We start from the raw sequence: 12,700 nt of genomic DNA, 5'->3' as shown, positions 1-12,700 counted from the left end.
GAGATTACTCCTTTGGATCGGCCAGCTTCAGTACCGCTTCGATCTCGATCTGCGCCCCCTTGGGCAGCGATGCGACGCCGACGGTGCTGCGGGCGGGGTACGGGGCGACCAGTACAGAAGCCATGACTTCGTTGACGGTCTGGAATTCGGATAGGTCGGTCATATAGACAGTGAACTTGACGACGTCACGCAGAGAACCGTTGGCGGAGCGTGCGACGGCTTCCAGGTTCTGAAGGGAGACGCGCGCCTGCTCGCCGATGTCCCGAGGCATCACGCTCGCCTTCGTCAGTGGCAACTGGCCCGAGACATAGAGAAATCCTCCGGCAGCAATGGCTTGGGAATACGGACCAATCGCTTCAGGAGCGTCTGGCGAAGTGATCGCTTGGGTGCTGTGCATGGCTATCTATCCGTGATGCATTGACATGAAGCGAAGTGTTCCACTCGACGATTCGAAGAACCAGCGGGATATGATGAAAGCTGGATTTGTGAACTACAAAGGCAGAGATGCGCTACAGCCTCATGGATATCAGAGTGTTCGTTGCCGTAGCTGATGCGGGAAACGTCTCACGCGGCGCAGCGACCTGTTTTCTTTCTCCTTCTTCAGCGAGCCTTCGCATCAAGCAGCTGGAGCAGACACTGGGGGTCCAGCTCTTCGAGCGACTGCCGCGGGGGGTCGCACTGACCCGGCCAGGCCAGGTGATGTTGGAGCACAGCCGAAGATGCCTTGCCGAGCTGGAGCAGATGCACGCCAACCTCGCTCCCTATGCCTGCGGTGTGAAGGGTCATGTGACGCTTTTCGCCAATAGCACCGCGGTCGCGTCCTTTCTTCCAACGGACCTGACGGAGTTCCTTCGGGAGCGGCCGTCAGTGCGGGTGAACCTCGAGGAGCGACTCAGTTACGACATCGTTGCTGCAGTGGCCGGAGGGCGAGCCGACCTGGGCGTGGTGACCTGGGACGACGGGCATCCCGACCTCACGTTCGAGGACTACAGACAGGATGAGCTTGTCATGATCGCATCGCGCTCGCAAAGGCTTGGGCAGCGCGGGTCAGTGCAGTTCGTCGACTGCCTCTCTCATCCTTTCGTGTCGCTGCATAGCGGAACCGCAATCCACACCTTCGTGCTGAACAAGGCCGTCGCATTGGGGCACCACATGGATGTCCGCATCCAGGTGGCCTCATTCGCTGCGGTGGTTGCGCTGGTTCGCGCCGGAGTCGGCATTGCCGTGGTGCCCCGCTCGGTTGCCGGACATCTCGAACTGGAAGGCGTCCGCCTGGTCGCACTTCGCGAGCCATGGGCGAAACGTGTGCTTCGGGTGTGCTGGCGAAAGGAATCCGGCACGCTTTCAGAGCATGCGTTGGCGCTGATCCACCGTCTATGCGGAGGAGCGCCTGGTTGAGACAGTCGGACAATTGAAAGGACCGTTCGACTTACACAAAGGCTACGTTCGCATCATCTCGATTGTCACTCTGAACCGATCGACGAAGAATTTCCCCATTGACAACACGCCAGCTGGATGCTGCGAAGAAGGGGATATTTGAAATGGATCATTGGAAGCGAATCGAAGAATCTCTGTCCGGCAAACCCTCAAGCCGACCACTGATCGCGCTGTGGCGTCATTTCCCTCACGACGACCAGTCACCGGAGCGCCTGGCTGCGCAGACTCTCCGATGGCAGCAACGTTGGGATTTCGACCTCGTCAAGTTCATGCCTTCAGGCACCTATGGCGTGGAGGATTGGGGCGCTGTCAGTGCGAGCCAGAATGCGCCTAACGGCGCCCGAGACGTGGTGCGAGCGGGAATTCGCGATGTGGAAGATTGGACGAAACTGGCGCTGCTGGACACCAGAAAAGGGGTGTACGGAATGCAGAACCAGGCCCTGGCACTCGCGGCAAGGGAACTGGGCGGCCGCGTGCCCATCTTGCAAACGGTTTTCAGCCCTTTGACCACGGCGCGAAAACTTGCAGGAGATCGCTTGTTTGCCGACATGCGTCGCGCTCCCGAGGTGCTTGAAAAGGCGCTTTCGGTCATCACCGACGTCACCATTCGATTCGCTCGCGAGGCCATCGCCTGCGGCGCGCATGGCATGTTCTTCGCTACGCAGCTCGCATCGCATCGCTTGGTGACGACAGATGAGTACGACCGCTTCGGTCGTGCCTATGACCTGCAGGTTTTCGATGAACTGCGAGGAGCGACCCGGCTGAACATGCTGCACGTTCATGGGGTGGACACCATGTTCGAAAGGTTGGCCGCATATCCCGTGGAGATGATGAATTGGCACGATCGCCTGACCGAACCTGCGCTGCGCGACGCCGCGCGGATTTTTCCGGGCTTGCTCGTCGGAGGCCTGAACGAGGGGAAGACCCTCGTCGACGGAACTGCCGGCGACATCGAACGGGAAGTGCACGACGCGCTGAGACAATGCCCTGATGGCAAGTTCATGATTGCCCCCGGTTGCGTATTGCACACGCGTACGTCGGACGACAGCATCAAAGCGGTGCTGCGGGCTGCGAACAGTTTCAACGAGCACTGATCAACACGAGCGAGGTTTGTTATGAAGATGAGTCATGCGGCCGGTTTCCTTCTGGCATCCAGCGCCGCCTTTTTCTCGCTGCAGTCGGCGGCTGCTGACTGGCCCGAATCCGGCAAGGCGATTCAGGTGATCGTTCCGGCCCCGGGAGGCAGCGGCACGGGAGACACGATTGCGCGGCTGGTGGCAGAGCAACTCGCGCGTCGCCTGCGCACGAGCATGGTGATCGACAACCGAGCAGGCGCAAACGGGAACATCGGTGCGACCGCGGCGGCGCGCTCGACACCCGATGGCTATCACTTGCTCTTTTCGTGGGCTGGGACACTTGCCGTCAACCCTGTCATGTACAAGGGCCTGGGGTTCGATCCGCGCAAGAGCTTCGAGCCGATCGGACTCGTGGCAGACGTTCCCAACATTCTGGTGGTAAGCAAGGATCTACCTGTCCGAGACTTCAAGGGCTTTCTGGAGTACGCCAAGTCCCGACCTGGCCAGGTCAATTTCGCGTCCACCGGAAATGGCAGTTCGATGCATCTTGCCGGGGAGCTTTTCACGCGAGAGACTGGAACAAAGCTCGTGCATGTTCCCTACAACGCCCCCGGGCAGGCCACCACCAACTTGATCTCGAACGAGATCCAGGCCATGTTCCAGCTGGTCCCGGGCATTCTGGGGCACGTGCGCGGCGGCACTGTGAACGCACTGGCCGTGATGTCGCCCGTGCGGTCTTCTGCATTGCCAGATCTGCCGACTACCGCAGAGCTCGGCTATCCCCAACTTGTCTCGTCCACATGGTTTGCGCTGCTGGCACCCAAGGGTATTCCACCGCAGATCGCGGATCGCCTCAATACAGAGCTCAACGCGGTTCTTGCGATGCCGGAAGTTCGAAAACAGCTTGCGGACATGGGCGCCACGCCTTTGGGTGGCACGAGGGAGGCACTGGGCGAGCACATCGCGCGCGAGACCAGCAAGTGGGCGCAAGTGGTGCAGCGAGCCGGAATTCAAGCTCAGTGATGTTGTTGCGCGCGACTGGACGAAGGAGCTTCTGAGTAGGGCGGCCGACTTGCCGGCCAGGCGTCGCTCAGCCGCCGAAGATCTTGCGGCGGATCGGCCCCTGCGTGTCGCGCTTGGCCGGCGAGCGGCCCGGGCCTGCCTGCGGCCGCGCCGGCGATGCGGCGTGGTCGCAGGCCGACGGCTCGCCGGCGGCGTTGCGCAGCACCGGTGCCAGCAGCGAGATCCCGCCGGTCGCGGCGGCCACGCCCACGTTGGCGGCCTGGTGCACGGCGCCGCGCGGGTTGATGCTCAGCTCGAGGGCGTCGAAAGGGCCCTGGAGCACCAGGAGCCCGACCAGGCTGCCCGGATTGAGGTCGAGGCCCCGCTTGACCTGGGGCCGGAACGCCAGCGAGAGGGTCTGCCTGGCGAGGTTGATCTCGCCGCTGGCCGAGACCGCGATCTGCCGCGTTTCCACCGCGATCGAGCGGTCGATCGCCGCCACGCCGTTGCGCAGCGGCAGCCGCGCGACGGCGCACTGCACGACCAGGTTGTCGCGCGGCATGCTGCTCGGGATCAGCGCTTCGATCAGGCGCGAGAGGACGTCGCGGTCCAGCGCGGCGGCCCGGCCCGCCAGCCCGACGTCGCGGGCGCTCAGCAGGACGCTGCCGCTCGATGACGCGGCCAGCGCCGCGGGCGTGCGGCCGGACATCGCGAGCTTGGCTTCGACGTCGGCACGGCCGCCCCTGAAGCGCCGGCCGCCTGGATGCGCAGTGTCCAGTGCCTCGACCGACATCGACCTGGCGCTCAGCTGCAGATCGATCCGCGGCGCGGCCTCGGGGCGCAGCGCGACCCGGAGCTGTCCGCGGGCCTGGCCGCCGGCGATGGCAAAGCTGAACGGCTCGACCTGCAGCCGTCCGGGCTCGTAAGAGACACGGGCCTGCAGGGCCGAGATGGCCGGAAGCGGCGGGATGCTGAGCGTGGCTGCCGACAGTGCCGCCTCGAGTTGCAAAGGCACTGCTGCGCCCAGCTTGAGTGTCGCGTTGCCGGTCAGGTGTTGTCCGGCCATCGACAGCGCCATCGGATCGGCGCGCCATTGCGTCGGCGCATGCACCACCGTCGCGTGCCATTCGAGCGGCACCGGAAGCACCTGTGCCGCCGGGCCGAACGGCGTCAGCGCCGGCGCCGCATCCACCCGGACGGACACTTTGGCGTCGAACGCCCCGATGTGTGTGCCGGTGCCCATGCTGCCCTGGACCTCGAGGGATGCGCCCTCGGTGCTGGCGCGCAGATCGAGCGGCCACTCGGCGCTGCCGGCCAACAGCGCCTCGACCGGCCCGACCTCGCCCTCCACCTTCCAGTGTTGAGGCCCGAACGCCAGCTCGGCGGTCAACCGGCTCCGTGGGTCCTTCGCGGCCAGGGCCAGCGATTCGATGCGCAGGATCTGCCCGGTCGGGAGCCCGATGTCGGCGTCCTGGGCATCGACGCTCAGGATCCGCAGGGTGCCCGCGAGCAGCTCGCGCAGCGAGACCGCGAAGGCGACCTGCCGGGCCCGCAGCGTGTCGACGTGCGAGCTTCCTTTCGGGCTGGCGAGCACCACGTCCGTGGCCTCGATGGCGAATGTCGGCACGAGGCGCAGGTTCAGGTCGCCCTCGATGCGGAAGTCGCGCCCGGTCGCGGTGCTCACGCGTTCCGCGAGCATGGAGGCCAGGCGCGCGGGAGGGTAGGCATGCCGCAAGGCGACCCAGGCCGCCGCGGCGAGCAGGCCCAGCACGCCCAGCGCGATCAGCGCCATCAGCGCACGGCGCCCCGTACGGCGCCTGCCATTCTTGTCGTCCCGAGGAGGGCTGGTCTGCATCCAGGCATTCTCACGCTTCCGGCTCGGCCGGGTTCAACGGATCGGCCCTAGTAGGTCGGCGGGGTCACGGCGCTGATGATCTCGGCCTTGGTCTTGCCGACGTTGCGAAAGCGATGCGGCGTCTGGCTGTCGAAGTAGTAGCCTTCGCCGGGGCGCAGGACCCGGACGGCGGACCCGACCGTGATCTCCACTTCGCCGCTCAGGACGAAGCCCGCTTCCTGTGCCTTGTGCGAGAACGCCTCGCCGGTGTCGGCCTCGACCTCGTAGGTCTCGTGGAGCATGAGGATGTGCCGGTTCGGATGGTTCATGCCGAGCATGCGGTACGACACCGTCCCCGCGTCGCCGATCTCGACCAGGTCCTCGTTGGCATAGAAGGGCGAGTAGGGCACGGATTGCTGGATGTCGTCGAAGAAGCCCACCAGCGTCGTCCCCAGCGCGTCGAGCATGGCCGACAGGGTGTCCACGCTGGGGCTCGTGCGATCGCGCTCGACCAGCGAGATCGTCGCGTGCGAGATGCCGGAACGCGTGGCGAGCTGGCGCACCGTGAGCTTGCGTCGCGTTCTCAGTTCCTTGAGATGAAGGCCGATCTGGGGCATGGGGTCTTTCGTCGGGCGTGGTGAGTATCTTGAACAGGAAAGAGTCGGGTTAACCCCTTGGCGGGCCGGCGCGCATGGTCGCGTGCGGCTTGGCCAGCCAGGACCGCGGCGGCAGCGGACCCGTTGAGTTTTCTAGACGACCCGCCGGCGCCATCTGGCGGGAGCGGGGGCGGACTCCTAGACTTCCCCCGGTCGATTCACCCATTCGCGCCAAGCGTACCCCACACGAACATGACCCTCACGCAACTTCTTTCCAGGCTCGAATTCATCAAGGCTCCCGCTCCGGTCCAGAACAAGGAACTCGGAGAAGTCGAAACGGTCGTGCGCGGCATCGTGCAGGCGGTGCGCGAGCGCGGCGACGCCGCGGTCCGCGCGTACTCGAAGCAATTCGACAGGTACGAGGGCGAGGCGCTCGAGGTGACGCGGGCCGAGCGCGAAGCCGCGGTGGCCGCGCTCGATCCGCAGACCCGCGCCGACACCGAATTCGCGATCGCCCGCGTCAAGGCGTTCGCCGAAGCGCAACTGGGCACGATGCAGCCGCTGGAGGTGGAATCGCTGCGCGGGGTGCACCTCGGCCATCGCATCATTCCGATCCAGCGCATCGGCGCCTATGTGCCCGGTGGCCGCTATCCCATTCTTTCCGCGCCGGTGATGACGATCGTGCCGGCGAAGGTCGCGGGCTGCGACGAAGTCATCGCCTGCCTGCCGCCCAACGCGCACCCCGCGATGATCGCGGGCTGCCATCTGTCGGGGGCGGACCGCATCTTCCGCGTGGGCGGCGCCCAGGCCATTGCGGCCATGGCGTATGGCACCGAATCCATGCCGCCGGTGGACAAGATCGTCGGCCCCGGCAATGCCTACGTCAACGAGGCCAAGCGGCAGGTCTTCGGCCAGGTCGGCATCGACCAGCTGGCGGGACCGAGCGAGATCTTCGTGGTCGCGGACGAGACCGCGGATCCGCGCATGGTGGCCACCGACCTGCTGGCCCAGGCCGAACACGACATTCACACGCGCGTCGGCCTGATCACGACCAGCCGCGAGGTCGCCCGGCAGACGCTGAAGGAGGTCGAGTCGCAACTGGAGGACCTGCCCACCGCCAACGTCGCCCGGCCGTCGTGGGTCGAGTTCGGCGAGATCGTGCTGGCGCCCGACGAAGCGACGATGATCGCGTATTCGGACCACGTGGCCGCGGAGCATCTGCAGGTTCACACGCGGGATGCGCAGGCCACGGGCCGGAAGCTGCGCAACTACGGTTCGCTGTTCATCGACAAGCGGGCCAGCGTCGTCTATTCGGACAAGTGCTGCGGCACCAACCACACGCTGCCCACGATGCGCGCCGGCCGGTACACCGGCGGGCTGTGGGTCGGTTCCTTCGTCAAGGTGGCGACGCATCAATGGATGGACCCGGAAGGCGTCGAGGCCGTGGCACCCCCGGCCATGCGCCAGAGCGCCACCGAGGGCATGGAAGGCCATCGTCGCGCGGCCGCGCTGCGGCTCGAAGCGCAGGCCTGAGCGATTTTGAAGATCATCTGGACACACGCATGAGAAAACTGCTTCTTTCAGTGGCGGCCGCCGGGCTGCTGGCGCCGCTCGCAAGCCTGGCGCAATCGTGGCCGACGCGGCCCATCAAGCTCATCGTCCCGTTCGCACCCGGCGGCACGACGGACATCATCGCGCGCACCATGGCCGACCGGCTCTCGCGCGAACTCGGTCAGCCCGTCGTGGTCGACAACCGCGCCGGCGCCTCCGGGGCGATCGGCTCGGACGCCGTGGCCAAGGCCGCGCCCGACGGCTACACCATCGGCATGGCGACCGTGACCACGCATGCCGTCAATCCCGCGGTCTTCGGCAAGCTGTCCTACAACGTGCTGCGCGACCTGGCGCCCATAACCCGGCTCGTCTCGGTGCCCAACGTCATGACGGTCGGTCCCGGGGCTGGCGTGAGCTCGATGCCCCAGCTCGTCGCCGCGGCAAGGGCCAAGCCCGAGAAGCTGACCTACGGGTCGCCCGGGGCCGGCTCCGAGGCGAACTTGATGGGCGAGCTGTTCAACCAGAGCGCCCAGGTCAAGCTCTTGCACGTGCCCTACAAGGGCAGCGCGCCGGCCCTCCAGGATGCGATGGCGGGCCAGATCGACGTGGTCTTCGACAACCTGCCGTCGTCCTTGCCCTTCATCCAGGGCGGCAAGCTCAAGGCGATGGCCGTGGCCGCGCCGAAGCGCATCGCGTTGCTGCCCGACGTCCCGACCTTCGCGGAAGCGGGACTGGCGCCGGTCAACGACACCTCGTGGTTCGGGCTGGTCGCGCCGGCGAAGACGCCGCCCGAGATCGTGAACCGCATCCAGGCCGCCTCCGCCAAGGTGCTGGCGACAGCCGATGTGCGCGCGACGATCGAGAAGCTGGGCGGGGAGCCGGTGGGCAATCGCCCGGATGAGTTTGCCGCCGAACTGCGCGGCGAGCTCGCCAAGTTCAAGCAGCTCGCGGACACCTCCGGCATCCGGCTGGATTGACCATGGTCGGCGTCGTGGACAGGGCGTGCATGCGCATCCTCGTCGGGCAGGTTTTCCAGGAAGCGCACGGCTTCACGCCGCTGCGCACCGGGCTCGACTCGTTCGTGATCGAGACCGGCGAAGCGGTGATCCAGAACAATGCCGACGCCGATTCGGTGCTGGGCGGAATCATCCGAATCGGTTTCCAGCAGGACTGGAACCTGGTGCCGACCATCGCCGCGCGCGCGAGCCCGGGCGGCAAGGTGACCGACGCCGCCTATGCGTTCATCAAGGAACGGATCCTCGAGGTGGCCCGCAGCGGCCATTTCGACGCGATCGCCCTGTGCCTGCACGGCTGCATCCAGACCGAATCGCTGGACAGCGCGGAGGCCGACCTGCTCAAGTCGCTGCGAGAGATCGTGGGCGTCTCGGTGCCCATCGTCGCCGGTTTCGATCTTCACGGGCATGCCGGGGGCGGGATGCTGGAGCATCTCGACTACGCGACAGCGTACAAGACCAACCCGCATGGCGACGCGGGCGCGACCGGCGAGCGTGTCGGCAGGGTACTCACCCGGATCCTGCGGCAGTCCCTGCGGCCGGTGGCCGCGAAGGTGACGGTGCCGATGCTGACCCAGGGGAACGACGAGACCGCCTCCGGACCGCTGCTGCGGCTGCACGCGCTGGCCAGCGAGCGCATCGCCGCCAGCGCGCGTCTGCTCGACGCATCGATCTTCAACGTCAATCCGTTCATCGACGGCGAGGGCGTGGGCCAAACGGCGCTCGTCTACGCGATCGACGAAGAGGGCTTCCACGAGGCGGCGCGCCTGGCGGAGGCGCTGGGCAATGGGCTCTGGGATGCGCGCGACGAGTTTCAACATCGGCTGCCGGCGCTCGACGAGGCGCTGGCCAAGACGCGCGGGCGACTGATCGTCGGCGACTTCGGCGACCGGGTGCTGGCGGGCGGGCCCGGGGACAGCCTCTTCGTCGTGGACGAGCTGCTGCGCAAGCGGCCGGCGTTGCGCGTGGTTGCGCCGCTCACCGATCCGGCCGCGGTGGATGCCTGCGAGATGGCCGGTGTCGGCCAGACCTTCACGCTGGCCGTCGGAGGATTCTGCAGCGCCGGCGCGGCCACTCGCACGATGACCGGCACCGTGCGCCGGACCGGCCACGGCACCTACCGCAACCGCGGCGCTTTCATGCGAGGCGCCAGCCTTCGGATCGGACGCCATGCGGTGTTCGAGTCGGGCAACTGCACGCTGCTTCTCACCTGCGAGCCCCTGATGAGCCAGGACCCCGGCTGCTTCCTGGATTGCGGCATCGACCTGGAAGCCGCCGACGTGATCGTCGCGAAGTCCGGCTACCACTTCAAGCTCGCGTTCGACCAGCTCGGCGAGTGCGTTTGCGTCGCCACGCCCGGCCTCACGACCTACGAGCCCCGATCGCTTCCGATCCAGAAGGCGCGTCCTCTCTATCCGCTGGATGCGTTCGAGTACCGCGCGACCGCCACGCGCGTGGGCGCGGCGGCGGGCTGATCCGGGCCCTTGCGCCTTTGTCAGCCGCCGGCCGCGAAGGCCCGACGCCCGCTCGCGTTATAAGCACTCATCGCAACGCCACACGCCGGGAGTCCCGAATGTCCGATCTGCCACCGCTCGCCACTCTTGCCGCCCGCGTCGGCGCCGCCTTGCGCGAGCGCGGCCAGACGGTGGCGGTCACCGAGTCCTCGGCCGGCGGCCTCGTTTCGGCTGCGCTGCTGGCCATTCCGGGCGCGTCGGCCTTCTTCCTCGGCGGCGCCGTCGTCTACACGCGGCGCGCGGGCAGGGCGCTGCTGGGCCTGAGCGCCGCCGACGTCGTCGGAATGCGCGCGGAGACCGAGCCCTACGCCGCGCTCGTCGCCCACAGGATCCGCGACCAGCTCCGTGCCACCTGGGGGCTCGGCGAGAGCGGCGCGGCCGGGCCGTCGGGCAGTCCGTACGGGGATGCGCCCGGCCATGTGTGCGTCGCGGTCGCCGGCGCGGCCACGCAGACCCGGACCATCGAGACCGGCGAAGGCGATCGGGCCCTGAACATGGACCTGTTCGCGCGGCAGCTGCTGTCGTTGTTCGATGAAGTCCTGCAGGCAACCGACGCCCCGCGATGAGCAGGCGAGGGACTGCGGCGCTTGCTGGCGGGCGAAGCCGATTGACCTACTTCCTGTTCAACACCAGGAAGAAAAGGAACCCGGCGATGAGAAGGAATGGTGTTCATGGACTTGGAAAGGATCGTCATGCCGCCACTCGCTGGCAGACCATTGTTCCGGAGTGCATCTCCTCCTGGCCGTCCACCGTCACCATGAAAAGTTCGTACAGGTCGCGGCCTTCGTTGCCGGGGATCTTGACGGTCATGCCGGCTTCGTTGTCGCTCACCACGCGCAGCAATTGCTCATTGTCCAGCATGACGTAGCCCGGCCTCTCTGCCAACTCGCCGATGCGATAGATCACTGGCGAGTGCAGGCGGCTCTGGGTCGAATCGGGGGATTCGTTGACAAGACGCCATTGGCTCCCCACGCGCGCGCGCCACGCGGGCGGCAGCGGCGTGTCCAGCGGCGGAAGCCATTCGCCCACGGGGCCCTCGCTCCAGTACAGCGCGTTGGCCGAGAGCGTGCGAATGATCAGGTAGCGACGCCCTTCCACGGTCTGGAAGCGGTAGCAGGTGGAAGCTTGTCCATCCGCCCACCAGCGGCCATCGGTGCGGGCGCGCAGATTGGCCAGCACGAGGGTCCAGCCAGCTTCGCTCCAGCGGCGCAGGGTCAGCGAGCCGTCGGCTGCCGCGAGAACTTGGAAGGGGGCGGTGTGGTTTGCATAGACGCCCGTCAAGACACCGAGGTCAGGAGCGGGGGACGCCGCTGGAGGCACTGCCCCGGCAATCGCCGGCGGCAGCGTTTTGATCGCGCCGCGCTCCTGGGCTGCGCGCAGCAGCAGGCCCTCGGCCAACTGGCGCATGCCGTAGTCGAAGCCGTTGCCGCTGATCAACATGGCCAGCCGGGCTTCGGGCAGCACGAAGAAGTCGGCATTGAAGAAGGCGGTGCCACCGTTCTTGTTCCAGGCCAGCAGCCCGGCAGCATCCAGACCCGGCTGCCGCACGGAGTCCCATCCCAGGCCCCAGCGCCATGACGATGCCGAGGGGTTGATGCGCGTGCGGGCGCCCTGGTCGACGCCCATCTCGCGCACCGCGTCGGCCGAGACGATGCGTCGGCCCTGGTAGACGCCCTGGTCCAGGAACATTTGCGCCAGCTTCAACATGTCCGTGGGAGTGGTGAGAGTTCCGCCGGTCGCGTAGGGCGCGGGCATTTCCTGGGGCAGGCTGCGGCCCTCGGCGTACGGGTGTGCATACGTGCCTTCGGCGGCCGGCGTCACCGGATAGCCCGACAGGGTCATGCCCAGGGGGGCGAAGATTTCGCGCTGGACGAATTCGTGGAAGGGCAGCCCGGTCAGCGCGCGGACCAGCGGCTCGACCATGGTGAAGCCGTCGTTGCAGTACACCGCGAGTTCTCCCGGCTCGTGCTTCAGGTGCGAGTTCGCCAGCTCCTGCAGGGTGTCCTGCGCGTAGTCCGGATAAGGCGCGAACATGAACGCGTTGCGCATGTTGGTACCCGGGAAGCCGGAGCTGTGCGACACCAGGTGGCGCACGGTCACCCGCTCGTAGCCCGGGGAGAGCATGGTGAACCCGGGCAGCAGTTCGACCAGCGGCTGGTCGAGCGCCAACTGGCCGCGGTCGCGCAGGATCATCACGGCCAGCGTGGCGATCACCTTGGCGACCGAGCCGATGTAGAAGCGCGTGTCGGGGGTCGCCAGTTGCCCGGTATCGCGGTTGGCGTAGCCAAAGGCCTCGCGCCAGACCACGCGCTCATCGGCGAACAGCGCCACGGACACGGTGGTGGTGGCGGATTCAGGTCGGCCGAGCGCGGCCTGGATGGCCTCGCGGCACCACTTCACCGATTCAGGGTCGGCGAGAGCGAGTGGCGTGCCGGAACCACCGCTACCGCCGCCGCAGGCCTGCAGCAGCGGGGCGGCAAACCCGGCCAGAGCCGAACCCAGGTAGGCGCGACGCGAAATGCCGGGACTGGAGAACGTGGAAGGCTCGACGAGGGTGCGGGAAGCAGTCAATGGCGAATCAGTCATGGATTGGCGGGCGTTGGATTGGCTCGATGACGAGTTGAACACCGCCCTCCGGCGCACACATCGGACCTGGCTCCCAAGCGCATTGGGGTAA

At 66.8% G+C, this 12,700-nt stretch carries 11 protein-coding genes; 7 read left to right on the top strand and 4 right to left on the bottom strand.

The window, feature by feature from the left end:
- Positions 1 to 4: 4 nt before the first annotated feature.
- The gene (locus AB4Z46_RS07485) at positions 5 to 397 is read right to left on the bottom strand and encodes a Rid family detoxifying hydrolase (RefSeq protein WP_442282855.1); all 393 of its coding nucleotides are present in this window, start codon (positions 395 to 397) and stop codon (positions 5 to 7) included.
- Between the two features lie 107 nt (positions 398 to 504).
- Between AB4Z46_RS07485 and AB4Z46_RS07480 the strand changes: the two genes are divergently transcribed.
- From AB4Z46_RS07480 to AB4Z46_RS07470, 3 genes are all read left to right on the top strand, one after another.
- Positions 505 to 1,398, top strand: coding sequence for a LysR family transcriptional regulator (locus AB4Z46_RS07480; RefSeq protein ID WP_442282854.1), 894 nt, complete (start codon positions 505 to 507; stop codon positions 1,396 to 1,398).
- A 98-nt stretch (positions 1,399 to 1,496) separates the two neighbouring features.
- A complete protein-coding gene (locus AB4Z46_RS07475; protein ID WP_442282853.1) occupies positions 1,497 to 2,531 on the top strand; it encodes a uroporphyrinogen decarboxylase family protein in 1,035 nt (344 codons plus the stop codon).
- A 21-nt stretch (positions 2,532 to 2,552) separates the two neighbouring features.
- Positions 2,553 to 3,536, top strand: a complete 984-nt coding sequence (locus AB4Z46_RS07470; RefSeq protein WP_442282852.1) for a Bug family tripartite tricarboxylate transporter substrate binding protein — start codon at positions 2,553 to 2,555, stop codon at positions 3,534 to 3,536.
- A gap of 67 nt (positions 3,537 to 3,603) precedes the next feature.
- Here the strand turns inward: AB4Z46_RS07470 and AB4Z46_RS07465 are convergent, their stop codons facing one another.
- The gene (locus AB4Z46_RS07465; RefSeq protein WP_442282851.1) at positions 3,604 to 5,370 is read right to left on the bottom strand and encodes an AsmA family protein; all 1,767 of its coding nucleotides are present in this window, start codon (positions 5,368 to 5,370) and stop codon (positions 3,604 to 3,606) included.
- Between the two features lie 47 nt (positions 5,371 to 5,417).
- Positions 5,418 to 5,966 (bottom strand): cupin domain-containing protein, encoded by a 549-nt coding sequence (locus AB4Z46_RS07460; RefSeq protein ID WP_442282850.1) that lies wholly within the window; start codon positions 5,964 to 5,966, stop codon positions 5,418 to 5,420.
- Between the two features lie 231 nt (positions 5,967 to 6,197).
- On the opposite strand from AB4Z46_RS07460, the gene hisD reads away from it, so the two are divergent.
- The 4 genes from hisD (at position 6,198) to AB4Z46_RS07440 (ending at position 10,589) form a co-directional block, all read left to right on the top strand.
- A complete protein-coding gene (gene hisD / locus AB4Z46_RS07455) occupies positions 6,198 to 7,478 on the top strand; it encodes a histidinol dehydrogenase (protein ID WP_442282849.1) in 1,281 nt (426 codons plus the stop codon).
- A gap of 29 nt (positions 7,479 to 7,507) precedes the next feature.
- A complete protein-coding gene (locus AB4Z46_RS07450; protein ID WP_442282848.1) occupies positions 7,508 to 8,473 on the top strand; it encodes a Bug family tripartite tricarboxylate transporter substrate binding protein in 966 nt (321 codons plus the stop codon).
- A gap of 2 nt (positions 8,474 to 8,475) precedes the next feature.
- Positions 8,476 to 9,984 (top strand): M81 family metallopeptidase, encoded by a 1,509-nt coding sequence (locus AB4Z46_RS07445; RefSeq protein WP_442282847.1) that lies wholly within the window; start codon positions 8,476 to 8,478, stop codon positions 9,982 to 9,984.
- Positions 9,985 to 10,082: 98 nt separating this feature from the next.
- Entirely contained in the window at positions 10,083 to 10,589 is a 507-nt protein-coding gene (locus AB4Z46_RS07440; RefSeq protein ID WP_442282846.1) for a CinA family protein, read from the top strand.
- A gap of 124 nt (positions 10,590 to 10,713) precedes the next feature.
- On the opposite strand, the gene AB4Z46_RS07435 is transcribed toward AB4Z46_RS07440, so the two are convergent.
- The gene (locus AB4Z46_RS07435; RefSeq protein WP_442282845.1) at positions 10,714 to 12,609 is read right to left on the bottom strand and encodes a serine hydrolase domain-containing protein; all 1,896 of its coding nucleotides are present in this window, start codon (positions 12,607 to 12,609) and stop codon (positions 10,714 to 10,716) included.
- Positions 12,610 to 12,700 lie beyond the last annotated feature (91 nt).

The sequence above is a fragment of the Variovorax sp. M-6 genome, assembly GCF_052114385.1.
GTDB lineage: Bacteria > Pseudomonadota > Gammaproteobacteria > Burkholderiales > Burkholderiaceae_C > Variovorax.
The sequence above is the reverse complement of the archived record's forward strand: the minus strand, read 5'-3'. Positions and strand labels throughout refer to the sequence as shown.

Bases quoted from the DNA above. Each gene is read 5' to 3' on its own strand.
- AB4Z46_RS07465 (WP_442282851.1), bottom strand. From the start codon at position 5,370: ATGCAGACCAGCCCTCCTCGGGACGACAAGAATGGCAGGCGCCGTACG.
- AB4Z46_RS07450 (WP_442282848.1), top strand. From the start codon at position 7,508: ATGAGAAAACTGCTTCTTTCAGTGGCGGCCGCCGGGCTGCTGGCGCCG.
- AB4Z46_RS07440 (WP_442282846.1), top strand. From the start codon at position 10,083: ATGTCCGATCTGCCACCGCTCGCCACTCTTGCCGCCCGCGTCGGCGCC.
- AB4Z46_RS07480 (WP_442282854.1), top strand. From the start codon at position 505: ATGCGCTACAGCCTCATGGATATCAGAGTGTTCGTTGCCGTAGCTGAT.
- AB4Z46_RS07485 (WP_442282855.1), bottom strand. From the start codon at position 397: ATGCACAGCACCCAAGCGATCACTTCGCCAGACGCTCCTGAAGCGATT.
- AB4Z46_RS07435 (WP_442282845.1), bottom strand. From the start codon at position 12,609: ATGACTGATTCGCCATTGACTGCTTCCCGCACCCTCGTCGAGCCTTCC.
- AB4Z46_RS07445 (WP_442282847.1), top strand. From the start codon at position 8,476: ATGGTCGGCGTCGTGGACAGGGCGTGCATGCGCATCCTCGTCGGGCAG.
- hisD (WP_442282849.1), top strand. From the start codon at position 6,198: ATGACCCTCACGCAACTTCTTTCCAGGCTCGAATTCATCAAGGCTCCC.
- AB4Z46_RS07470 (WP_442282852.1), top strand. From the start codon at position 2,553: ATGAAGATGAGTCATGCGGCCGGTTTCCTTCTGGCATCCAGCGCCGCC.
- AB4Z46_RS07460 (WP_442282850.1), bottom strand. From the start codon at position 5,966: ATGCCCCAGATCGGCCTTCATCTCAAGGAACTGAGAACGCGACGCAAG.